This window comes from Lysinibacillus sp. BS3, assembly GCF_039614735.1.
GTDB lineage: Bacteria > Bacillota > Bacilli > Bacillales_A > Planococcaceae > Lysinibacillus > Lysinibacillus capsici.
In genome coordinates this window covers 3,250,193-3,273,760 of the sequence record NZ_CP154860.1, presented here as the reverse complement: position 1 = coordinate 3,273,760, position 23,568 = coordinate 3,250,193, and the positions used below count along the sequence as shown (strand labels likewise).

The 23,568-nt window shown below is 36.7% G+C and carries 21 protein-coding genes and 1 tRNA gene; 6 read left to right on the top strand and 16 right to left on the bottom strand.

Annotation, left to right across the window (positions count from 1 at the left end; genetic code table 11):
• Positions 1-38: 38 nt before the first annotated feature.
• Positions 39-770: a hypothetical protein gene (locus AAJG31_RS16160; RefSeq protein WP_279493201.1), complete on the bottom strand. Its 732-nt coding sequence runs from the start codon at positions 768-770 to the stop codon at positions 39-41.
• Positions 763-2,100 (bottom strand): ATP-binding protein, encoded by a 1,338-nt coding sequence (locus AAJG31_RS16155; protein ID WP_259951103.1) that lies wholly within the window; start codon positions 2,098-2,100, stop codon positions 763-765. The genes AAJG31_RS16160 and AAJG31_RS16155 overlap by 8 nt, the downstream gene beginning before the upstream one ends.
• A 149-nt stretch (positions 2,101-2,249) precedes the next feature.
• Here AAJG31_RS16155 and AAJG31_RS16150 point away from each other — a divergent pair, with 149 nt between their 5' ends.
• From AAJG31_RS16150 to AAJG31_RS16135, 4 genes are all read left to right on the top strand, one after another.
• Complete coding sequence (locus AAJG31_RS16150) at positions 2,250-2,711, top strand: hypothetical protein (RefSeq protein ID WP_009374122.1); 462 nt, start codon at positions 2,250-2,252, stop codon at positions 2,709-2,711.
• A gap of 524 nt (positions 2,712-3,235) precedes the next feature.
• The gene (locus AAJG31_RS16145; protein ID WP_054548886.1) at positions 3,236-4,984 is read left to right on the top strand and encodes a methyl-accepting chemotaxis protein; all 1,749 of its coding nucleotides are present in this window, start codon (positions 3,236-3,238) and stop codon (positions 4,982-4,984) included.
• 136 nt (positions 4,985-5,120) lie between these two features.
• Complete coding sequence (locus tag AAJG31_RS16140) at positions 5,121-8,285, top strand: amino acid adenylation domain-containing protein (RefSeq protein WP_279493203.1); 3,165 nt, start codon at positions 5,121-5,123, stop codon at positions 8,283-8,285.
• Positions 8,282-8,938 carry a 4'-phosphopantetheinyl transferase superfamily protein gene (locus AAJG31_RS16135; protein ID WP_259420395.1) on the top strand — a complete coding sequence of 219 codons (657 nt, stop codon included), beginning with the start codon at positions 8,282-8,284 and terminating at the stop codon, positions 8,936-8,938. The genes AAJG31_RS16140 and AAJG31_RS16135 overlap by 4 nt, the downstream gene beginning before the upstream one ends.
• 79 nt (positions 8,939-9,017) lie before the next feature.
• On the opposite strand, the gene AAJG31_RS16130 is transcribed toward AAJG31_RS16135, so the two are convergent.
• The 5 genes from AAJG31_RS16130 to groES form a co-directional block, all read right to left on the bottom strand.
• Positions 9,018-10,028: an ABC transporter substrate-binding protein gene (locus AAJG31_RS16130; protein ID WP_279493204.1), complete on the bottom strand. Its 1,011-nt coding sequence runs from the start codon at positions 10,026-10,028 to the stop codon at positions 9,018-9,020.
• A gap of 10 nt (positions 10,029-10,038) precedes the next feature.
• Complete coding sequence (locus AAJG31_RS16125) at positions 10,039-10,800, bottom strand: ABC transporter ATP-binding protein (RefSeq protein WP_054548890.1); 762 nt, start codon at positions 10,798-10,800, stop codon at positions 10,039-10,041.
• A gap of 4 nt (positions 10,801-10,804) precedes the next feature.
• A complete protein-coding gene (locus AAJG31_RS16120) occupies positions 10,805-11,884 on the bottom strand; it encodes an iron ABC transporter permease (RefSeq protein ID WP_259420393.1) in 1,080 nt (359 codons plus the stop codon).
• Positions 11,885-12,237: 353 nt separating this feature from the next.
• Complete coding sequence (groL, locus tag AAJG31_RS16115) at positions 12,238-13,869, bottom strand: chaperonin GroEL (protein ID WP_036075467.1); 1,632 nt, start codon at positions 13,867-13,869, stop codon at positions 12,238-12,240.
• Positions 13,870-13,998: 129 nt separating this feature from the next.
• Positions 13,999-14,283: a co-chaperone GroES gene (gene groES / locus AAJG31_RS16110; protein WP_004224358.1), complete on the bottom strand. Its 285-nt coding sequence runs from the start codon at positions 14,281-14,283 to the stop codon at positions 13,999-14,001.
• A 171-nt stretch (positions 14,284-14,454) separates the two neighbouring features.
• Between groES and AAJG31_RS16105 the strand changes: the two genes are divergently transcribed.
• A complete protein-coding gene (locus AAJG31_RS16105) occupies positions 14,455-15,219 on the top strand; it encodes a type II CAAX endopeptidase family protein (RefSeq protein WP_036075465.1) in 765 nt (254 codons plus the stop codon).
• A 77-nt stretch (positions 15,220-15,296) separates the two neighbouring features.
• Here AAJG31_RS16105 and tatC read toward each other — a convergent pair whose 3' ends face one another.
• From tatC to AAJG31_RS16090, 3 genes are all read right to left on the bottom strand, one after another.
• Positions 15,297-16,121: a twin-arginine translocase subunit TatC gene (tatC, locus tag AAJG31_RS16100; RefSeq protein WP_048394925.1), complete on the bottom strand. Its 825-nt coding sequence runs from the start codon at positions 16,119-16,121 to the stop codon at positions 15,297-15,299.
• Positions 16,122-16,138: 17 nt separating this feature from the next.
• Positions 16,139-16,324 carry a twin-arginine translocase TatA/TatE family subunit gene (locus AAJG31_RS16095; protein WP_008176991.1) on the bottom strand — a complete coding sequence of 62 codons (186 nt, stop codon included), beginning with the start codon at positions 16,322-16,324 and terminating at the stop codon, positions 16,139-16,141.
• A 165-nt stretch (positions 16,325-16,489) separates the two neighbouring features.
• The gene (locus AAJG31_RS16090) at positions 16,490-17,125 is read right to left on the bottom strand and encodes a redox-sensing transcriptional repressor Rex (protein ID WP_004224350.1); all 636 of its coding nucleotides are present in this window, start codon (positions 17,123-17,125) and stop codon (positions 16,490-16,492) included.
• 253 nt (positions 17,126-17,378) lie between these two features.
• Between AAJG31_RS16090 and AAJG31_RS16085 the strand changes: the two genes are divergently transcribed.
• Positions 17,379-19,322 carry an ATP-binding cassette domain-containing protein gene (locus AAJG31_RS16085; RefSeq protein ID WP_066038145.1) on the top strand — a complete coding sequence of 648 codons (1,944 nt, stop codon included), beginning with the start codon at positions 17,379-17,381 and terminating at the stop codon, positions 19,320-19,322.
• A 434-nt stretch (positions 19,323-19,756) separates the two neighbouring features.
• Here the strand turns inward: AAJG31_RS16085 and tsaD are convergent, their stop codons facing one another.
• The 6 genes from tsaD to AAJG31_RS16055 all read right to left on the bottom strand — a co-directional run bounded on the left by tsaD (position 19,757) and on the right by AAJG31_RS16055 (position 23,432).
• Positions 19,757-20,773 (bottom strand): tRNA (adenosine(37)-N6)-threonylcarbamoyltransferase complex transferase subunit TsaD, encoded by a 1,017-nt coding sequence (tsaD, locus tag AAJG31_RS16080; RefSeq protein WP_048394920.1) that lies wholly within the window; start codon positions 20,771-20,773, stop codon positions 19,757-19,759.
• Positions 20,773-21,225: a ribosomal protein S18-alanine N-acetyltransferase gene (gene rimI / locus AAJG31_RS16075; protein WP_054548892.1), complete on the bottom strand. Its 453-nt coding sequence runs from the start codon at positions 21,223-21,225 to the stop codon at positions 20,773-20,775. Before rimI ends, tsaD begins: the two co-directional genes overlap by 1 nt.
• Entirely contained in the window at positions 21,218-21,925 is a 708-nt protein-coding gene (gene tsaB, locus AAJG31_RS16070; protein WP_048394916.1) for a tRNA (adenosine(37)-N6)-threonylcarbamoyltransferase complex dimerization subunit type 1 TsaB, read from the bottom strand. The genes rimI and tsaB overlap by 8 nt, the downstream gene beginning before the upstream one ends.
• On the bottom strand, positions 21,922-22,371 hold the full coding sequence (gene tsaE / locus AAJG31_RS16065; protein WP_054548893.1) for a tRNA (adenosine(37)-N6)-threonylcarbamoyltransferase complex ATPase subunit type 1 TsaE: 450 nt from the start codon (positions 22,369-22,371) through the stop codon (positions 21,922-21,924). Before tsaE ends, tsaB begins: the two co-directional genes overlap by 4 nt.
• A 179-nt stretch (positions 22,372-22,550) precedes the next feature.
• The gene (locus tag AAJG31_RS16060) at positions 22,551-22,889 is read right to left on the bottom strand and encodes a hypothetical protein (RefSeq protein WP_048394912.1); all 339 of its coding nucleotides are present in this window, start codon (positions 22,887-22,889) and stop codon (positions 22,551-22,553) included.
• Between the two features lie 467 nt (positions 22,890-23,356).
• A tRNA-Asp gene (locus AAJG31_RS16055) sits at positions 23,357-23,432 on the bottom strand.
• Between the last annotated feature and the right edge of the window lie 136 nt (positions 23,433-23,568).

Below are 23,568 nucleotides of genomic sequence, written 5' to 3'. Positions count from 1 at the left end.
TCTAGATAAAAACAGGTGACTCCATTCGTCACCTGTTTTTACTTTACATCTGTTTTAATCATTTCAAACAATAGCGGTACATTCGTGCCACGATGCAATGAATGACAGCCTTCCATTAAAAATGACCAACTTTTCTTTATTTTTTCCCTATAAGACAACTCTGAACTAACTGGGAGATAGGTGCTTAAATATTCCTCAATCGTGCATGTCAGATTGTCCATAAATTCATCTGCTTTTTGTATTTTTTCTGTTGGGATTTCATTGCGCTCATTCCATAAGACATGTTCTAAATTCGTAGAAAAATAAAATAATTGATAAGGTACTTTCATACGGTTAATGCTAAAGTGGTCATTGGCAATCAAAATTCTAGCATTCTTAGCCTTCATATCATTACGTTGTTCTATTTGTTCTTTGCGTTTATCCGACTTCACTAAAATAGCATCCTCTGTATAAAATAAGTTTTGCTCGATACGCTCATCTACCTTGACGCACTCTGGTGAGATAAAGCATCCATCTGCATCTGTAATATGAACAACCGCTGTTAAATCATTGGCTAAAAATTTATATTTTTCAAGATAGCTTTGAATCACTCGTACAACACTGTTTTTAATATTCGGTATTCGTTTGTGCGCATCCCACTTTGTTAAGATATCTTCTCGTTGTACATCAAAACGTATTGTGGAGTTCGCAAAATGAGCATCTAAATAATCCTCTAAAATAATTTGCTCCGTCTGCCCTTCCACAATAATCAAAAGTACTTTTTTAGTCATGTTGAACACCTGCTTTACGAAAAGCCCGCTTTATTTTAAATGTTTTAGTTTCCTTATATATCTCTTCCTCTTGCCCGCCAAGCTGGATAGCACGTAAATAGACATCTCTAGCGTTATTCACTTCTTTAATACCTTTTAGCTGCATATAACGGTGATGTTCATTTGTTGTCGTAAACCATAAATTTTTAATAGCTAGCACCTCTAACACACGTAGATTATGGGAAGTAAAAATAAGTTGCCCTTTTCCATCCTCATCTATCACTGTTAACAACTCACCTAACAAATATTCAAATACACCTGAATCTAATTCATCAATAACCACGCATGCATTCGGATTATTGTATACAGCAATTAATACACTAAGAATAGAAATGATCTTTAAAATTCCCTCTGACTCTGTTCGTAGCGGTAATTCCTGCTCCCCGCGCTGAGACAAAAATTCAAAACGAATTCCTTGCTCGCCACTGTCCATCATTTGCTTTGTAATGATATTAATTTTAATCGTCAGACCAGGAATAATTGCTGAGAGCACTTGATTACTTTGTTCAATAACTTCACATAATGCATAGAATGCATCCTCTGGTAATAAAGCTGGTCCATTTAAATCATAAGGAATAAGACCTCTTGTTTTCTCTAAATGAATACTGAATGGCATCATCCGTTCTTCAAATAGTGGGGCAATATTTTGAGTATTAACAACATGTAAGTCTCGACTAAAATCAACAGCAATATTTTGTAGCAACTGCATTTCTAGCTCAGAAAGCCGTTCCTGTAATAATGTCTTTATATCTTTATGGAATAAAAATGACATATATTGTTTTCTTGCTAACTGTTGAATAACCAGTAATTGAATTCGTGCTTGTTCACTCAAATCATCCAGTTTCGATTGACGAATTTGTACATCCCTCTCCGTCACAGCCACTAAAATCTTTGATCGCTTCCCTTTCGTGTTTTCTCGATAGGTAAGGCGCTCCAACGTAGTATATAGTCGATGTTGATCCTCCTGTAGCTCCACATAGTAATTCACAAAAAATGTACCGAATTGATTCTGAACTAGAAATTCTACATCCATGCTAGCTGTTTGCTCTCCTGCCAATATAAGTCGCTTCTTTTGAGAGGGCAACTTCACTTCAGCAAGCCATCCTGATAGAAGTGTCTTCAATAAACTAAATGCATCTACAATGGTTGTCTTTCCAGAGCCATTTTGTCCATATAGGCCAACAACATTCGCTTGTAGAAATGTCTCAAAATTTACTGTGAGAACAATCTCACCCTGTCGTACATTTCGTAAATTTTGTATGTTTATTTTTTTTATCTTAATAATTGCCATGTGCTAAACATCCTTTTAGCTTTTTCCCTTATTATAATGAAAATCGTTTTATTTTATAACAAATTCGAACTTAAGCATCCATAGCCTATAGCCTATGACAAAAATCGTAATAGGCATATGTTAGAAAAAATGAAGAAAGGTGTGTTTCATTGGTTTATCCTAGATTAGCCCCTGATGATTTTAACAGTCAATTTCGCCCAGGTATGAAAATATGGGTAACACTCCCTACTGGTACTTATTCAGGTACATTAATTCGGACATTCGGTACTGGAGGAAGAACTGCTGAAATTCAGTTAGATAATGGTCAAATAGTGACTGTGGATGTTAGTCAAATCACTGCTGCAGGTACAGGAACACCTCCTGGTAGTTCCTATCCGCCGCCATACCCACCACCATATCCACCATATCCGCCTCAACCTTATCCACCGCGGCCATACCCACCACAGCCTTATCCACCGCAACCTTATCCGCCACGTCCTTATCCACCACAGCCTTATCCACCGCAACCTTATCCGCCACGTCCAGGGGGGCAATATCCTGGTTTCCCACCACCATTAATACCAGGACTCCCTAATATTTTACCGGGCATATTTGGTAATCCGCGGCCTTAGCAACAATAGAAAAGGTTATTTCTTTATTTAAGAATAAAGAAATAACCTTTTTTCATTTTATTCCCATAACAATAATCATCAAATTCCTTTACATATAAGTCATGACAAAATAAGTAAAAAGCCCTAACAAGGAATTGGAAATTGGTATTTCAGCCAAATTTTTAATCAACTGAAAATAAGTTAGATCTGAGCATACTTCTTTTTTATACCAGGAAATATATAGCTTTTTGTAAAAATTTATCCTAACCTAAAAAATATATAGACTAAAAAACTATATATCATCATTTATTTATAGAAATCATGACTTGAAATAGTAAGTTTTCTGGGTTGTGAATCAATTTTTTTGGCAGTATAGTAGTTAAATGATAGGGGATAAATAGATTATTTTGCATTTATAAATAGTTAACACGCATCTGGACTTCTACGAATAACATCAACATCTTCAATGTGTAGTACATTGACTAAATTATCCATTTATAGTCCTTAGCTTGAAATATTTGCTATATCATATTAGGAGGAAAAGCATGAAAACACGCAAGAAGCAGCAAATGTCTATTAGTAAGAAATTAACTGCAATAGTAGTGAGTATTTTATTATTATTTGGATTAGTTACTTTAGGTCTTTCTTATTATATAGTAAGAAATAGTAATTTAACAGACATGAATCAATCTCTTTCTGACAAAGGCATGATCCTAGCCAAAACCATTGATATTACTACACTAAAATCGATATTAGAGAATCCTACAAATAGTAACCCTGATGCTCTACGATTAACTAGTGAAATGGATGCAATCAATGATAATTCAGATAGCATTACCAATCTATTTTTAATTACAGTTAACGGTGAAAATATTAATGCACCTGTTCTATCATCTAGTATACTTGAACTAGGGGCAGAGTATAACCAAGATATGATTGCAATGGGTTTATCTCCAGATTTCCTAGCAAGAATTAAAGAAGTCTTTGATACAAAAAAAGCAACAGCAACAGATATTTATAGCGATGAATATGGTAGCTATAAAACAGGCCTTACACCAATCTTGGATGAGAATGGGAATATGCTGGCTGCTTATGCCATTGACTATGACGTATCAATGGTAACAGGAAAAGCGATGTCTGAAGCCCTATGGACGTTATTAGTAACGGTTATTTTCTTAATTGGTTCATCCATTGCTGTTTACACTCTTTTAAGAAAAAAATTAACACCAATTCAACAACTTTCCTTACAATCTAAAAAAGTCGCAGAAGGTAATTTAGAGCTGGAACCATTACCAGTTACTTCAACAGACGAAGTAGGAATGCTCACACAAAATTTTAATTCTATGATCGATAACTTAAAAAATGTTATTAAGAGTACAACGATTGTTTCTGAGCGTGTTTCAAACACAGCCAATGTTTTATCTGTAAATATGCAAGAAGCTTCCGATTCATATAATAATGTAGCATCTTCCATGCAGGAGATTGCAAGTGGCGCTGATCTTCAAGTACAAAAGGCAAAAGAAAGTACAATTACCATTGAAGAAATGAATATTGGTATTCAACGTATTGCCATGACGTCCAATCAAATTTCAGAATCCTCGATTTTAGCATCAGAGGAAGCTGAAAGAGGGAATGAATCGACAAATAAATCTGTTGCACAAATGAATGCTATTAGCAAAGCTGTTAATCAATCTGCAGCTTCTGTTAAATTACTTGGCGATCATTCCAATAAAATAGAAGAAATCGTAGGAATCATTACAGGGATTGCTTCGCAAACCAATTTACTTGCATTGAATGCGGCAATCGAAGCTGCACGTGCTGGGGAGGCTGGTAGTGGCTTTGCAGTGGTTGCTGATGAGGTACGTAAACTTGCAGAGCAATCTGAGGCATCTGCAAGAGAAATTTCTACACTTATTTCTCATATCCAGCATGATACAAACGAATCTGTAAATATCATGGTTCACGCTGTAGAAGAAGTAGATCATGGTATTGTCATGATCAATGACTCAGAAAAATCATTTAGCCAAATTTTAACTTCCATTCACCATGTGACAGGGCAAATTCAAGAGCTTTCTGCAACAATTGAAGAAATGGCAGCTGGTATGGAAGAAGTAACATCTGCTGTAAAAGATATGGAAGATTTTTCAGTCAATTCAAAGGACAATACAAGAGCAGTAGCAGCAACTTCTGCCTCTCAATTGAATACAGTACAACGAGTTTCTGAAGAAGCTCAAGTATTATCCGAGCTATCTGATGAATTAATGAATGTTGTTAATACCTTTGTAGTGAAATAAAAAATGAAAGGGCTGCCCTTATTAAGGAGAGTTATGTCCGTTAGTTTCTCACAGATCGATTCACTACTGTGGACCTAATGACGATAATCGCTCCTTCATAGGTGTCGGCCCTTTTCTAAAATAGGAGTTGTCATAATTGAATAATAAAAATGAATTTGATGTACACCCATCACAGAATAATACGCTTTCTTTTGACCAACAAACACTTCAATCCAATAGTACACAATTATTAAACAGAGAAGACTTACTCGCATATCAAACGTTAAACCGTACAATAGCTGACTACGATCAAAACACCACAATACCTGACGTATTTTATCAGGCAGCACAAAAATTTGCGGAACGAATCGCATTATCCTATGAAGGTGGAAAACTTACCTACCGTCAGCTAAATGAACAATCCAACCAAGTTGCTCATATGTTAGTTGCCAACGGTCTACAAAAAGGAAACTATGTAGCGATAGTTATGGAACGCTGTAAAGAAACCGTCATTAGTTTGTTAGGTATCCTGAAAGCTGGTGGAGTTTATGTCCCCATTGATCCGAGCTATCCAAAAGAACGTTGTCAGTACCTATTAAACGATACAGGTACTCCATTTATCATAACGAAAAACGAACATACAGCTCTACTGAATGATTTTATACATAATGATTCCCAAACACGCACAGTGTTCACAATCAACCAAATGGAGCAAGGATATTCACAGGAAAATATCCAATGTGAAATTCTTCCATCCGATTTAGCCTATATTATTTATACATCTGGTTCAACAGGTAAGCCAAAAGGCGTCATGCTTAAGCATGAGGCTGTCATTAATTTAATAACAGATAATCAACGAATCTACCATTCAACTAAAGAAGATGTTTATTCCCAGTTTATTTCTTTTAGTTTTGACCCTTCTATAACAGAAACCTTTACTGCTTTATTTTCAGGTGCAAGACTTCATATGCTTACAAGTATAGAGCGTTTGTCCATTGAGGCATTTGCTGATATGATCGACCGTGAGCAAGTAACGACCGCTACTGTTCCAAATGCTTTCTTTACACAGCTAGCTACACATTTACCAGTAAGCTATAGAAAAAAGCTTTCGACATTAAATTATTTATCTGTAGGTGGTGAAGCCCTATTGCCTGCCATTGTTCAAAAATGGCAAGACAAATTTGGACTCTCTACAGAAATTATTAATGTGTATGGACCAACTGAATGTACAGTATTGTCCTCCTATTTTAAGGTGAAAAGTCAGATAACAGACATGAGTATCCCTATTGGTAGACCAATCGCCAATTATGAAATGTACGTTATTAACACGGACGATCAGCTATGTCCCGTTAATGTAATCGGAGAATTATGTATTGCTGGTGCTGGTTTAGCAGCAGGTTATTTACATCAGCCTGAAAAAACAGCTGAAGTATTTGTACCTCATCTCTTAAAGCCAGATCAAAAAATGTATCGAACAGGTGATTTAGTTCGACTATTGCCAACTGGTGTCATTGAATTTGTTGGACGTAAAGACTCTCAAATTAAAGTAAGAGGCTTCCGTATTGAACTTGGTGAAATCGAAACAGTATTGAGCAATCATACGAGCATTCAGGAAGCTGTGATCATTGCAAAGAAAATGGCTGATGGGAATAATCATTTATTTGCCTACTATACGGTGGCAAGTGGGATGCAGCTTGAGGAGAATCTTTTAAGGGACTACTTAGCAAATCTTTTACCAGATTATATGGTGCCAGAGCAATTTATTGAATTGCAAGAAATGCCATTATCCCCTACAGGAAAAATTGATCGAAAACACTTAGCTTCATTGGAATTAACTTTATCACGCAGCACTACATATATTGCCCCAGAAAATGATACACAGCGTATGCTTGCTACTGCATGGGAATTTGTACTCGGTATTGAGCCAATTGGCATTCACGATAACTTCTTTCATATCGGAGGGCATTCGCTAAAAGTGCTCGAGATTCTTGTACAAGTGAAAAAACATATACCATTCTTAAAGATTCAGGATTTCTTCCAATATCAAACAATAGCTGAACTGGATCATTATATTCGTCATTATCAACCAGAAGCGATTGAAGATCAAGACGAGCCAGCTAAAAGCATTGTATTCAAGGACTTAATGGAGCCTAGTCCTCTAAAAGTCTCCCAAAATGTGAAGCCCTTGCCAATGACATCGGTATTACTAACAGGTGCTACAGGTTATTTAGGTAGTCATGTATTATATGAGCTATTAGCAACAACAACTGCGCACATATATTGCCTTATTCGACCAAGCACCCAAACTACGATTGAAGATAAACTAAGAGAGAGTATGCAATTTTATTTTGGCAATACCATTGCTCAGCAGATGAAAGATCGTATTACTGTTATCCAAGGTGACTTAGGGAAGCAACGACTACACTTATCTGATAAAGATGAAAAAATCATTATGAAAGAAATTAATGCTATCATTCATTGTGGTGCAGATGTACGTCACTTCGGTGCAGCTGATCATTTTAATAATGTCAATGTGAATGGAACTCGCTACTTGCTTGAAATAGCCAAACAGAAACCAGGTGTGCATTTCCATTATGTATCGACAATTGGCATTCCAGAGGAGCTAGCCGCCATACAATGGGGACCAAATGAAGCAAAAGGTAACTTCAATTACAATGTTAAGCTTGATAATGTTTATACTCAAAGTAAGCTAGAAGCAGAAAACCTTGTTCGAAACGCTGTACAGGATGCAATCCCTGTCTCCATTTATCGTGTAGGAAATTTAAGCTGTCATTCTGAAACAGGTAAATTCCAACGTAATATCGATGACAATGCCTTTTACCGTATGATTAAATCAATGCTTTATTTAGGTAAAACACCTACCGCACAATGGCATGTTGACTTCACACCAATCAATTATGCTAGTCAGGCACTTGTTTCTTTGGCAAGCCAGCCAGCAACCAACGGCCATGTCTTCCATTTATGTAACCCTGTATCGCTTACTTATTTAGAATTAATCGATATGCTTAAGGAAATTGGTTATGACCTAACAATTGTGTCAACACAAGAGTATACAGATTGGCTATTAAATGGTGATCATTCAAAAGATGTACAGGAATATTTATCGTTAGCCATTGCGCAGCTTGAAGGTGATGGAGCAAGTGACTCCCCATTTATCTTCAATTGCAAAAAAACGATAGAATTTTTAGCTCATACCAAGATTGAATGTGCGGCACCAAATAAAGCCTTTATTTACAGAATGATTCAATATGGCATTGATACAGGCTACTTTCCTGAGCCAAAACAAGTCAATATAAGATGATAAAACAAACTATACAGTTATTTGCACTTCCTCTAGGAGTACAGTTAGCACCACCAGAACGGGATGCTTTCCTTAAAGTACTCCCTTTTGAGGTGCAAAGAAAAGTTCAGCAATACAAGCGCTGGCAAGATCAGCAAAGAGCGTTGCTAGGTAGCACTCTTATTAGATGGGCACTCCTTCCCTATATAGATGACGTTCTGTTACAACTAGCTCATAATGAATTTGGGCGCCCTTATATTGCAGGACACCCTCATTGGCAGGGAGATTTTAATCTCTCTCATTCTGGGGATTGGATAGTGTTAGCAGTCACCACTATCGGACGAGTCGGCATTGATGTTGAAGAAATAAAGCCAGTGAGTGAAGATATGATGATATATGCGCTTTCTGAGACAGAGCGTCAATTGGTCTCTCATCAGCCTTTACATGTTTTTTATGAGTTTTGGACTTTAAAAGAGGCTCTTTTTAAAACAGGCTTATTGCCAATCCTATCGCCATATTTGCTTGATACCACCAACATAAAAAAAACAAGGAAAGACCTTTTTACCCAATTACTCTATCTCGATCCGCAGCATCCTGTATCCGTCTGCGGGAACAATGAAAATTCTAAGTTAATAACCACAATATTAAATAAAGAGCAGCTTCTACAGCCATAACAATAATTATTCCTCCGTATTAAGAAAACGCTGCCCTAACGTGTCATTTATTCGACCCGCTAGGACAGCACTTTTTGTTTTATTTAAATAAGTCTGGGTACATTTCTTTTGCTAATGCTTCCATTCCATCAATTGTGTTATAGCCATAGCCAAACATGTAATTGTAATCTACAATATACATTTGTTTATTTTTAATAGCCTTCATGCTTGATAGTTTAGGATTCGCATAAATTTCTTCACGTACTTTTGTCAAATCAGAACCGTCCCAGTTAGGAAGAATTAATACATCTGGATCTGCTGCAATTAATGTTTCAACACTTACATCGCCTGTTTCATCTTTAAAAATATTATCTAATTTAACCATTTTGAATGCATCATTAAAGAATGTTTCATCGTGTGCTGGATAAACAAAAAGCTCTTTTGGATCATTTGTATGCAAATAGGCAAATGTTTTTTCTTCTTTTATACTTTCTAATTTTGAGGAAATATCTTGTTGTCGACCTTTTAATTCTTTAATAAAGCTATCTGCTTTGTCTTGAACATTAAAAATTTCACCAATATTCTTTATATCTTTATAAATAGAATCATACGTGCCGCCTGTTACGGATGACTCTAAAACATATGTTTTTACACCCATTTCATTAAGCGAATCTACTGTCCCTACTCCCCATTCAGCATTATCAAATAAGCCACCACGACCAAATACTAAATCAGGATCAGTACCTAATGTAACCTCTTTCCCAACATATTCATCACTTAAAATATTTAGCTTTGCATACTCTTTTTCAACAGCTTTATCAACTGCACCAAAGTTTGCACCAACACCAACGATTTTATCGCTTAATCCTAAATGTAATAATAATTCTGCAGCTGGGCGTGTATTTGCCATAATTCTTTCTGGTGCTTTATCAAATACTTGATCTTTCTTTTCCCATGTTGATCCACCTTCAGCCTTTGAAAAGTTCTCAATTGTCAGTGGATAATGCTCTTTTGTTTGTGTTTCCTTAGATGTATCTTTTGATGTGTTACCGCAGGCTGTTAATGTTAATAAAGCTGCTAAACCAATTCCTAATAATAATTTTTTCTTCATGTTTTTCCTCCTACAGTCCATATGCAAAGCCTAATCCATTCGTCACTGGATTAGTAAACGTTTGACATTTGATATGATATAAAGCTTCTATTGTTTCTGGTGTTAAAACTTCTTGGGGTGTACCATGTGCATAGATTTCACCATCTTTTACTGCATAAAGATAATCACAGTAATGTGCTGCCATTTCTAGATCATGAAGAGCTGCTAAAACACCGATGTTTAAACTTTTTACACAGGATAGTATTTCAATTTGATAACGAATATCTAAATGATTTGTTGGTTCATCCAAAATCATAAATTTAGGCTGCTGGGCAATCGTTCTAGCTAAAATAACCCTTTGCTTTTCACCACCAGATAGTGAAAGAAAACTGCGCTCTCTATAAGATTGTAAGTTCGTTCTTGTCAATGCCTCTTCTACGATGTCAAAATCCTTTTGGTTATCTGACTCTAGCATTTTTTTATGAGGTGTTCTACCTAACATCACCATTTGTTGTACCGTTAAATCAAAGTGCATTTCATTGAATTGTCCAACTACACCTAAGTGTTGAGAAATCTTTTTTTCGGCGCTTTTTAAAACATCTAAATCATCTAAGAAGACCATCCCTTTTTGAGGTACTAGGCTTTTATAAATGCTTTTCAGTAAAGTTGATTTTCCGCATCCGTTTGGTCCGATTAAGCCCACAAATTGTTGCTTATTCACATGAATGGATACGTTTTTTACGATTTCCTTTTTGCCGATTTTTACTTCTATTTCCTTTGCTACTAATTCCATTGTTCTACCCTCCGAAGTTGTAACCTTTTTTTACAATCATATAGATAAATAATGGTGACCCAATGACAGAAGTAATAATACCAATCGGTAATTCCACATTTTGGATTAATGTTCTAGACAGAATATCAGCCCAAATCATGAAAAGGCCTCCTAAGAGCAATGTTCCTAACATTAATCGTTTGTGATCTGCACCGAAAATACCTCTTGTGATATGAGGAATAATTAAACCAACAAAACCGATCATACCTGCATAAGCGACCATCGTTCCTGTAATAAGCGAGGTAAGAATCATATATAATTTACGATAAGCACTTAAATTGATCCCTAAGGTGATAGCTGATTCATCTCCAAGTAGCATTGTGTTTAGCACACGATGTTGGAAAAGGAATAATGCAGCTCCTAGTACAATCACGATTGTTAAAATTGGTGTTTTGTCCCAGCTGGCAGATGATAAACTCCCCATAGACCAGAACGTAACAGTTTTAATGCCCTCTGCATTATTGGCAAAAAAGATGATAAGGCTTGAAAACGAACTACATAATGCACCGATAACAACCCCTGATAAAACCAATTTTACTGAGGTTGCTTTACCTCCAATGCTGGATAAGATAAGCACTGCCATAGAGGTAATCATCGCCCCTGCAAATGCACCAAAGGCTACTCCAAATTGTGCTAACAATGCACTACTCCCAAAACCAACTAGAATAGCAAAGGTTGCACCTAATGACGCTCCTGAAGAAATACCAAGTATGTATGGATCAGCAAGCGGGTTTTGGACAACTGCCTGCATGACAGCCCCACACAATGCAAGACCGACACCAATCAATAAGGCAAAAACCACACGCGGCATTCTGACCTGTAGAATAATATTCAAATAGGATTCACTTTCCACACTATCAAGTGTTCCAAGTTTTCCATTGGATATAGTATGTAGCAAAATATCCATCGATTGCTTGAAAGGAATGCTGACTTGTCCTATTGATACAGAAAAAATGGCAGATATTAAAATAGAGACTATTAAAAGCAAGATAATAACATAATAAATATTGCCCATTCCTATTCTGTTAGCTTCCTGTCTATCCAAAATTTCACCTCTATCTATTAAACTTTTAGTTAATGATAACGATTATCATTTTCATTTTGTATTGTAAGTGATAATCCATTGAAAAACAACAGGAAAATTTTTAATTATAGATTATGCATACATTCAGTAGATAAATATTCCACTACTGGCGGGTTTTAATTCGCTAAAATTATTGTTCCGATAGAAATTAAAACAGCTCATTGTAAATTCCGGATATTATATAGCTAAGAAAATTTAAGGATTTTTATTTAAACTCTGTTCTAATAAAAAATCAAAATAAAAAACCACTTTCCATAAAACTATGGAAAGTGGTCATATTACTTAAAAGATTGTGCTTATAGGCTAACTAAATCTTACATCATTCCTGGCATACCGCCCATGCCGCTCATATCTGGCATTGCTGGTGCTGCTTCAGGGATATCTGCTACAACCGCTTCTGTTGTTAAGAATAGGGCTGCAACTGATGCTGCGTTTTGTAAAGCTGAGCGAGTTACTTTTGCTGGGTCTACTACGCCTGCTTCCATCATGTTTACCCATTCGCCAGTTGCTGCATTGAAACCAATGCCAACTTCTTCACGTTTTAGACGATCTACGATAATTGAGCCTTCAAGACCAGCATTATTAGCAATTTGACGAACTGGTTCTTCTAAAGCACGTAGAACGATTTTCACACCTGTAGCTACATCGCCTTCTACTGCTTCAGCCGCTTTTTCCACTGCTGCATAGACGTTAAGAAGTGCTGTACCACCACCTGATACGATACCTTCTTCAACAGCCGCACGAGTTGAGTTTAAAGCATCCTCAATACGAAGTTTACGCTCTTTCAGCTCTGTTTCTGTTGCAGCACCAACTTTGATAACTGCTACACCACCTGCTAATTTAGCAAGACGTTCTTGTAATTTTTCTTTATCGAACTCTGAAGTAGTTTCAGCAAGTTGTGCACGGATTTGACCAATGCGTGATTCAATCGCGTCTGCTCCGCCTACACCTTCAACGATTGTTGTGTTATCTTTTGTTACAACTACTTTTGCTGCACGACCAAGTGCAGAAATATCAGCGGATTTCAGGTCTAAGCCTAATTCTTCTGTAATCACTTGGCCACCTGTCAGGATAGCAATATCTTCAAGCATTGCTTTACGTCGATCACCGAAACCTGGTGCTTTTACTGCTACAGCATTAAATGTACCACGAAGTTTGTTCACAACAAGTGTTGCAAGAGCTTCACCTTCTACATCTTCAGCAATCATTAAAAGTGGACGACCTTGTTGCACCACTTGTTCTAATAATGGTAATACTTCTTGAATGTTTGTAATTTTTTTATCAGTAATTAAAATGTATGGGTTATCAAGAACCGCTTCCATTTTATCTGTGTCAGTTACCATGTAGTGAGAAGCATAACCACGATCAAACTGCATACCCTCAACTACATCTAACTCTGTTGTGAAGCCTTTTGATTCTTCAATTGTAATAACTCCATCGTTACCAACGCGTTCCATTGCTTCAGCGATTAGTTGTCCAACTTCATCATCTGCAGCAGAAATAGCAGCAACTTGTGCAATTTCTTCCTTATTGCTTACTGGGCGAGAAATAGCGTGTAATTCAGTAAGTGCTGCAGCAACTGCTTTATCGATACCTTTACGGATACCTACTGGATTTGCGCCAGCTGTAACGTTTTTCAAGCCTTCACGAATAATTGCTTGAGCTAATACTGTTGCTGTAGTTGTACCATCACCAGCGATTTCGTTTGTCTTAGAAGCAACTTCTGCTACTAATTTTGCTCCCATGTTTTCGTATGGGTTTTCTAGTTCGATTTCTTTAGCGATTGTCACACCATCATTTGTAATAAGTGGTGAACCGAATTTTTTTTCTAAAACAACATTACGTCCTTTTGGTCCTAATGTTACTTTTACTGCATTTGCTAATTTATCTACACCTTGTAACATTAATGAACGAGCGTCTTCTGAGAATTTAATATCTTTTGCCATGAGAATTTACCCTCCTGAAATGGAATATTCGTTAAGCTTCTTCAATATATTTATATCAATTTCACCTTATTGTCACATTTGTTATGCAAACAATAAGTATTCACCTTACGTAAGGTGCCTTTAAAGTTCTTATTCAATAATTGCAAGAATATCGCTTTCGCGTAAAATTAGGTATTCATTACCTTCAAATTTAACTTCTGTGCCAGCGTATTTAGAGAAAATAATGCGGTCGTCAACTTTAACGTCAAGCTCTACACGTTGCCCGTTCTCTAATACACGACCTGTCCCAACTGCTACTACTTTACCTTCTTGTGGTTTTTCTTTTGCAGAGTCAGGTAGTACAATACCGAATGCAGATTTTTCTTCTACCTCGATTAGTTCAATTACAATACGATCTCCTAGTGGTCTTAACAAGTGAAACAACCTCCTAATAGTTAAATAATTGTTGATATTTATTAGCACTCTATATCAATGAGTGCTAACACAATTATTATGATAATCAATCACTCTTTTTTTTGCAAGTCAGAACTTCAAAAAATTTTGTTTTCTTTCCATATTCCTCTACAATAGAAAGGAAGCATATGAATGGAAAGGATTTTGACTGTGACTAATTCTCAAAAAGTAACGAAACATAAAAAAACAGCCCTGTATGTTTTGCTGATTTATATCTTGATGCAAATCTCTAGCAGATGGTTGCTCTTACCGTTCCATAAGCTCATCATGAAGGTAACTGGTTTAGCTTCTGAACAAGCGGCTCCTATTACTCAAGGTTGGTATATTGCACTAAGTTTTGCAGTAGCGCTCATTTTAAGCTTAATCCTTACATCTCGAGATAAAGCATTTTGGAACATTTATCAAGGAAAAAAAGAAACGATACCTCTTACAATTGTGTGGGGAATCATCGGCTTCTTCCTAGTGTTCTTTGGACAAATGATTGGTGCAGCTATTGAGATGGCTGTTTTCGGTATTGAAGGAGGCTCACAAAATACTGCAGATATTGTCGCGATAGCTAAAGGTGCTCCCATCGCCATATTAGCAATTGTTGTATTCGGGCCAATCTTAGAAGAATTCGTCTTCCGTAGAGTGATCTTTGGCTCGCTTGTCCAAACAACAAATTTCTGGGTGGCAGCAATTGTGAGTGCCATTTTCTTTGCGATTATACACTTCGACTTCTCACATATCTTGCTTTATACCATTTGTGGTTTAATTTTCGCCTTTTTATATCACAAAACAAAGCGCATTTGGACGTCTATTATTGCACACGTCATGCTTAATGGATTTGTGACACTTGTACAATTCTATGCGGAACCATTGCAAAAGTTTCTTCAAGAACTCGAAAAAATGCAATAAATTTTTGTAAAGCGCTTGTAAGATGCAAAAATAACACAAAAGCTCGGTGTCCCATTTAGGGCACCGAGCTTTATTTATTACTGTTGATTCAATTCTTCTATTTGTCGTCGTTGCTGCTCAAGTGCTTCTTCAATCTGGCGCTTTTGCTCCGCTTCCTGTTCTTCTTTTAATCGAATCTCTTCGGATTTAAGATATTTCTTATAGCCAATTCGTGAAATCATAATACTAATTTCATACAAAATAAACAGCGGAACTGAAACCATTAAATGCGAAGCCAACTCAGGTGGTGCAATAATCGCAGCACATACAAATAAACCGAAGTACGAGTATTTACGAATACGAATTAGTAATTCCGGACTTAATATGCCAATTCGTGAAAAGAATAAAACAACAATTGGCAACTGGAAAAGGAAACCGAACGGTATTGTAAGCTTAAACAAGAATGTAAAATACTCATGTATACCAATGGTTTGCTGTATCTCCAAATCATTCGATAAATTCATCATGAATTTGATGACATATGGGAATAGTAAAAAGTACGAAAAAGATAACCCTGCAAGAAACAATAAAAATGAATACGGAATATAGCTTAGAGTTGCTTTACGCTCTACTTCCCTTAATCCAGGGCTAATAAACGACCATAATTGATACATCAACACGGGTGATGAAAGAATAAATGCAATTATAAAAACAACTTGTATATAAATTGCAAGTGGTGTGACTACATCAAATGCATGAAGCTCTATATTATATTTGGCTCCAGTCATTTGAAGGTATTTTACAAGTGGCTTTGCGACAAAAAAGGCGCCGGCCATAGCTAGAACAAAGAAAACGGCAACAATGAACAGCCGTTTTCTTAATTCTTCTATATGCTCAATGACAGTTAGATCTTTTGGATTCATTCCTCAAACATCCTAACTTACTTATCTAGTTCTTTCTTTTTCTTATCATCATCATCTTCGTCGGCTAAACCTTTAGTAGCATTTTTGAATTCACGTAGTGTTGAACCAAATGCCTTACCAAGCTCTGGTAACTTTTTAGGACCAAAAATTAGTAACGCGACAACTCCGATAATAATGAGGCTCATAGGACCAATACCACCCATTACAGCCACCTCCTCTTTATATCCATCATTTTAACGCATATTTCGCCATTTTGCTAACTAATTATATGTGAAAGTTTTTCGTCACACTCACTGATTTGACCTCATTTTATTTAAATTATCTATTTGACAGAAACGGTGAATTACACTAAAAAATATGTATGGTTTTCACTCTTCCTGATTACGAATTAAATAAATAAGCGCTTGCAACTCTACCGATAAATCGATGGTTAAAAGCTGCATTCTATCAGGTACTGTTAATCGCTCTGGCGTAAAGTTTAAAATTCCCTTTGCATTCATGGCTGCTAAGCGATCCGCCATTTTTTGAGCGGAGCGTGGTGAAACGGTTAAAATAGCAAGCTCTGCACCGTATTCTGCATATTTTTCTTCCAATAAATCTGGATGAAAAACCGGAATGTTACTGATCATTTTGCCATCCTTCGGTGCTTTTGAATCGAATGCTACCACAATATGTGTATTATGGTTTTTTTGAAAATTATATTTTAATAATGCACTGCCTAAATTCCCCACACCAATTAACGCTACTTTTGTCGTTTCATGTTGATCAAGCGTCTGGCTAAAAAATTGTAATAGATGCTGCACATCGTAGCCATAACCTTTTTTCCCAAGTGCACCAAAATAAGAAAAATCACGGCGAATAGTTGCAGAATCTATTTTCATCGCTTCACTCAATTCCTTCGACGAAATACGTTCCATACCTTCTTGTGCAAAGTTTTGAATAAATCGATAGTAAAGAGGAAGTCTTTTTGTAGTGGCTTGTGGAATTTTTAATTCTTGTTTCAAACTTTTTCCTCCTTATGATGTACCTCCATCAATTTTACTGTCTTTAACTACTAATTTTAATACATTCATCCTTAACAATATACAACATTTTTGCAATCCCCTGCTGTATTTCTCTTTAGTTAATGGCGCCTTATACGCAGCTAACTAAAAAGAAATCGTTTCAATCTTACATGACTGCTAGGAATAAGTAAAGCACGGACATTGCATGCAAATCGTTCATCCATTACACTAAGGTAGAATTGAGGTGTCAAGAATGATTGTTTTACAGGTCAATCAACTAACTAAATCCTTTCTTGCAGATGAAATTTTAAGTGGTGTTAAATTAGAAGTTCAACACCGTGACCGTGTTGCCTTAGTAGGACGAAACGGTGCAGGTAAATCTACTTTATTAAAAATAATTGCTGGTCAAATGTCTTATGATTCAGGTGATATCATTATCCCAAAGGATATTCAAATAGGCTATTTAGAGCAACATGCAGGATTAAACTCTACGCTAACAATTTGGAATGAAATGATGACTATATTTGAATCTCTTTTAGCCCAAGAACAGCTGCTACGCTCACTTGAACAACAAATGGCTGATCCTACTGTCTATGAAAACCCTACTATGTATGCGAAAGTTATGTCGGAATACGATCATTTACAGCATACGTTTAAAGATGCAGGTGGCTATCAATATGAATCAGACATACGGTCAGTCCTTCATGGTATGCAATTTTATTCCGAAGACTATGACAAACCCATCAGTTCCTTATCTGGTGGACAGCGCACACGTTTAGCACTTGCTAAGCTCTTACTTAGTAAACCAGATCTTTTAATTCTCGATGAGCCAACGAACCATTTAGATATCGAAACACTATCTTGGTTGGAATCCTATTTAAAGGGCTATGAAGGCGCTATTTTAATTGTTTCCCATGACCGCTACTTCTTAGACCAAGTCGTTTCTATTGTCTACGAAGTATCTCGTCATCGCGTTACCAAATATCCGGGTAATTATAGTGCATATTTAGATGAAAAAGCTAAAAATTATGAGCGTGATGTCAAACTCTATGAACGTCAGCAAGATGAAAAGGCCAAGCTAGAGGATTTTATCCAAAAAAATATTGCACGTGCTTCTACAACAAAAATGGCACAAAGTCGACGTAAAATGCTTGAACGTACCGAGTGGATGGAATCGCCAGATGGTGATGAGAAATCCGCTAGTTTCGGTTTCACGATTGAACGTCAAAGTGGAAATGATGTTTTATCTGTTGATGAATTAACGATAGGTTATAACGATCGTACCATTTCTAGTGGGATAAACCTCCGCACTTTTCGTGAGGATCGTATTGCCCTTGTTGGCCCAAACGGAGTTGGTAAATCGACATTATTAAAAACAATTGTAAAAGATTTATCCCCTCTTGGAGGTAGTATTCGTTATGGTACGAATGTACAAATCGGCTACTATGATCAAGAGCAAGCAAAGCTATCGAGCAATAAGAGTGTCCTAAAAGAATTATGGGATGAATGGCCACTCATGAACGAAAAAGATATTCGAACTGTATTAGGGCGTTTTCTTTTTAGTGGTGAAGATGTGGATAAAGCTGTATCCTCTTTATCGGGCGGTGAAAAAGCACGCCTTGCACTCGCAAAGCTAATGATGCAAAAGGCTAATTTCTTAATTCTAGATGAGCCTACCAATCATTTGGACTTAGATAGCAAAGAGGTATTAGAAAATGCCTTGATTGATTATCCAGGTACGCTTCTATTTGTCTCACACGACCGCTACTTCATTAATCGTATCGCAACAAAAGTGGTGGAGTTATCTGGAACGGGTTCATTTGAATATTTAGGTGACTACGATTATTACGTTGAGAAAAAGCAGGAACTATTGGAGCTAGCACAAATGAAGGCTGCCTCCCAACCACAAGTACAGCAAGACCTACCTGATAAAACCTCTACATCAAAAATTGATAAAGAAGCAAAAAAGCGTGAACGTCAAATTAGACGTACGATTGAAGATTTAGAAAGCAAGATGCAAGAAACATCTGCTATTGTTGCAAGACTAGAAGAAGCTCTTTGTGACTCTGCCATTTTTACCGACCATGAAAAAATTTCAATGCTTCAAGCAGAATTAGCAACTGCTAAAGAACAGCATGAGCTATTAGAATTAGAATGGCTTGAGTTAAATGAAGAACTTGAAAATATTAGTATGTAAATGATGTAAGCCATGTGAAAGGTCACATGGCTTTTTCTTTACTTGTCTTCATTTTTCATATATATTGGTCAAGTGCTATTTTTCGACAAAAAATGCCCACAGTTTTATTCACACTACAAATCTAGTAGTACCAACATATCAACAGAGTTTTCCACATTGTCCACAATGAAAATTTATTTTATCCACATTCTATCGTATAAAACCAGCTACTATATATTGAATAATCACAAGTTATACACAAGTTATCAACAATTTGTGCATAAGTACGCGTGTTCGCCATTTAATTCGCTCCTTTACCTGTGGATAATTTTCTGAAAAATTTGTCAATTGTGATGTTTCTACTGACTATTCCCTTAGCATGGTTCCTTTTTATCAACAATTATTCGACAATTAAAAAAAGAGATATCTAAAAATATAGATACCTCTTTCCTATACTATACCCAGGATTTTAACTCCATTCCTGGACGTCCATTCATCATTAAGTTTCCTCGAATACCAGCCTCAAACATCGGCATAGCTGCTGCGCCAATCATTGCCGCATTATCAGTACACAATTTAAGCGGCGGTACAAAAAACGGGATACCTTCCTCTTCAAATACAGTCTCCAAAGAAATTCGCAACCCCTTATTTGCTGCTACACCTCCAGCTGCAATAACCTGTTTCACCTGATATTCGCGAGCAGCACGTAATGTTTTAGCAGTCAGTACTTCAACAACACTTTCCTGAAAGCCCTTGGCGACAGCTGCTGGTGAAATGGCTTCACCTCGTTGATCCATATTATGTTTATAATTGATGACAGCTGATTTTAAACCGCTAAAGCTAAAATCATATGAATCCTCTTCCAACCATACTCTTGGAAAAGGAACAGCCTCTCCTTCCTCATGAGCAAGACGATCAATATGTGGCCCACCAGGATAAGGTAAATTTAAAACACGCGCCACTTTATCATAAGCTTCACCAGCTGCATCATCTCGTGTTTCACCAATGACTTCAAAAGAGCCATGTTCCTTCATATAGACAAGCTCTGTATGACCGCCTGAAACTACTAGTGCTAATAAAGGGAACTCCATCGGCTGAACAAGCGCATTGGCATAAATATGCCCTGCAATATGATGCACACCTACAATTGGTAGGTTATTCGCAAAGGCAAAAGCCTTCGCTGCATTAATACCAATCAACAATGCCCCTACAAGACCCGGACCCTCTGTAACAGCAACCGCATCCAAATCTACCGGCTTTAAATTTGCTTGAGCTAATGCTTCTTCAATTACCATCGTAATTTGTTCAACGTGATGGCGTGATGCAATTTCAGGAACAACGCCACCAAATCGCTTATGACTCTCTATTTGAGAAGCAACAACATTCGACACGATTTCATGACCATTTCGTATAATCGCTGCAGCTGTTTCATCACAGCTTGATTCTATTGCTAATATCAATCCATTATTCATTATAAATTCACCCACATGACAAGGGCATCCTCCCCGTTATCCGTATAATAACCTTTCCGTATACCACCATCTTGGAATTGGAGCTTACGATAAAGATTTTGTGCAACTGTGTTCGTTACTCGTACCTCCAATGTCATAACCTCCATTCCATGTAAACGAGCTATTTGCATTGCCTCACGCATTAATCCCTCGCCTATACCTCGTCCACGAGCTGCCTCAATAACTGCTACATTCGTAATTTGGGCTGCATCTATAACCATCCACATCCCGCAAAAACCAATAATACTTCCACTTGCATCAACAGCCAGCACATAATGGGCATACTGATTTTCATGTACTTCATAGTAAAAGGAATCCAACGTCCAAGGTACAGGAAATGAAGCTACTTCAATTTCATAAACTGCTGGTACATCATCAGAAACCATTTTACGATAAGTTACATCACTACTCATGTTCTTTCTCCTTCTGTTCTTTCAGCCAATTTGCTTCAGCCTCTGCAATTCGTTTATATTGTGGGACAAAGTGATGAGTAGCTTCAACACTCGGTAATTCCACTTTAGTTCCTACACGAATAACTTCCGTTGCACGTGGCAAGTCAAGACTAAAAGGTGCACGAAAAGCGTTATCGCCAAGCTCCTCTACAATGTTATCCCAAAATAAGCCCACATCTGTTCCTACAAATAAAATAGGTGCATCTAATGCCCTTAAACGCTCTAATAAATCAGCGATATGTGCATGATGATCCTCCACAAGAGCCTCTAGAGTCACTCCTTGATAAACAGCTGTATAAACATTATCTCTTCTTGCATCAAAAATTGGACAAATTAATCCATTATAAAGGGTAGCATTTGCAGCTAATGCTTTTAAGCTAGAGACACCAACTAAAGGTATCTGTAATGTCCATGCTAGGGTTTTCGCTAATGTTACACCTATACGGACCCCTGTATACGAACCTGGCCCTTCAGACACTGCAATAACATCCAAGTCGCCTGCCTTCAAACCTGCTCTTGCTAATACCTCTTCAATAGCGGGCATTGCGCCTGCTGAATGTGTTAATTTTATATTTTGTACCAGCTCAGCTACCACTTTTCCATCCCTCACAATAGCAACGGAAAGTGGTGTATTCGCTGTTTCTATTCCTAACCAAATCATTTCATTAGCTCCTCACATAGTGCCTCATAGCGTTCCCCACTAGGTATTAACACAAATCGTCGTTCATTGTCTCCGATTCGATAAATCTCTATCGCTAATCGATTCTGTGGCAAATCCTGTTCTATTAAATGCGCCCACTCTACCACTGATACTGCATCTCCATAAAATAATTCATCCCAACCAAGGTCCTCGTCACTTTCAGCCAAACGATAAACATCTAAATGATTGAAGGGTAAACGTCCTTCATACTGTTTAATGATTGTAAATGTTGGACTGTTGACCGTTCTTTTCACACCAAGCCCTTTTGCTAAGGCCTTCGTAAACGTTGTCTTGCCTGCACCCAAATCTCCTTCTAATGTAATCGTATCTTGAGCTTCTAGTAATTTTGCAAGTGTCACGGCAAAACGCTCTGTATCATCAACTGAATTCATGATTATTTCATACATTCTCATTTTTCCTCTCATCACTACATTACCTCTAGTTTACCTAAACTAGCGAAAATGTTCAAAGCATCCAATATCATTATATCCTACATAGATTATCTTCGTTAAAAAGCCTAATTTTATGACATGGTAGCCATTTAAATAAAAAAACACGCCTTCTTTTACAAAGACGTGACAACTATTTATCTGTTTGAATGACCTTTCACTGCTATGATTTCTTTGCCAATTAGTTTATCATCCTTAAATTTTACTATATAGGCCTGTGTCATCAAGATTTCATCATTCCAACGATATTCATTATTTTTGATTTTTTTACCTGCGCCGCCTGCTGCTTCTACTACCTCAATATATGACATATCATTTTTTAATTTCTCAAATTCTACTTCGTTCATATTTTTTTGCCAGTGATACGCATTTGATTCTTCAATCTCCATAATAGGATCTCCACAGCCTACCATCATTATCATGGAACCAATAAGCAAAGGGAAATAAATACTTTTAAAAGAATAATCTTTGCTCATATAAACACCTCCGTAGCCAATCCGATTACTTCTACTTTTTTACCCCTAATCTTTATATTAGAAACATCTCTAATTTTACCTTATAGAAACGCTATCATTTATCGGTAATTTTTACTATTTTTAGATAATGTTAAATATATGAAATTCGCTATGTTTATGGCATTATTATCGATCATTTCACAGCGATTTAAGCCATTTTTTAGATACACTTGATATGTTTTAGGGAAATAGATGTTGTTTATGAAATAATAAAGGGAAGTTGGTCTCAAATACTTCACAGAATGTTATGCTTTTAGCCTCTGTGTTTCTACTAGGCAGTGTTGATCCTTTCGACATTATTCATTTGTCATGTAATTTCTACTTAATTTACTGATAAACTCCTGAAAGATGAATTGGATTCATACTCCAATCACATACAAAAAAGTCCCTATGATGTAAAATCATAAGGACTGTAATATCAATTTAAATGGCGGTCCCGACCGGGATCGAACCGGCGATCTCCTGCGTGACAGGCAGGCATGTTAACCGCTACACCACGGGACCTCTTTAAGACATTTATAAATATATCATAGAAAATATAGATATACAATATCTTTTTTCACATTTTTTTAATATATTTTCCACATAATCAACATCTACTTTCATATAAGCTCTAAACATGATGCAAATTTTGCAGTAT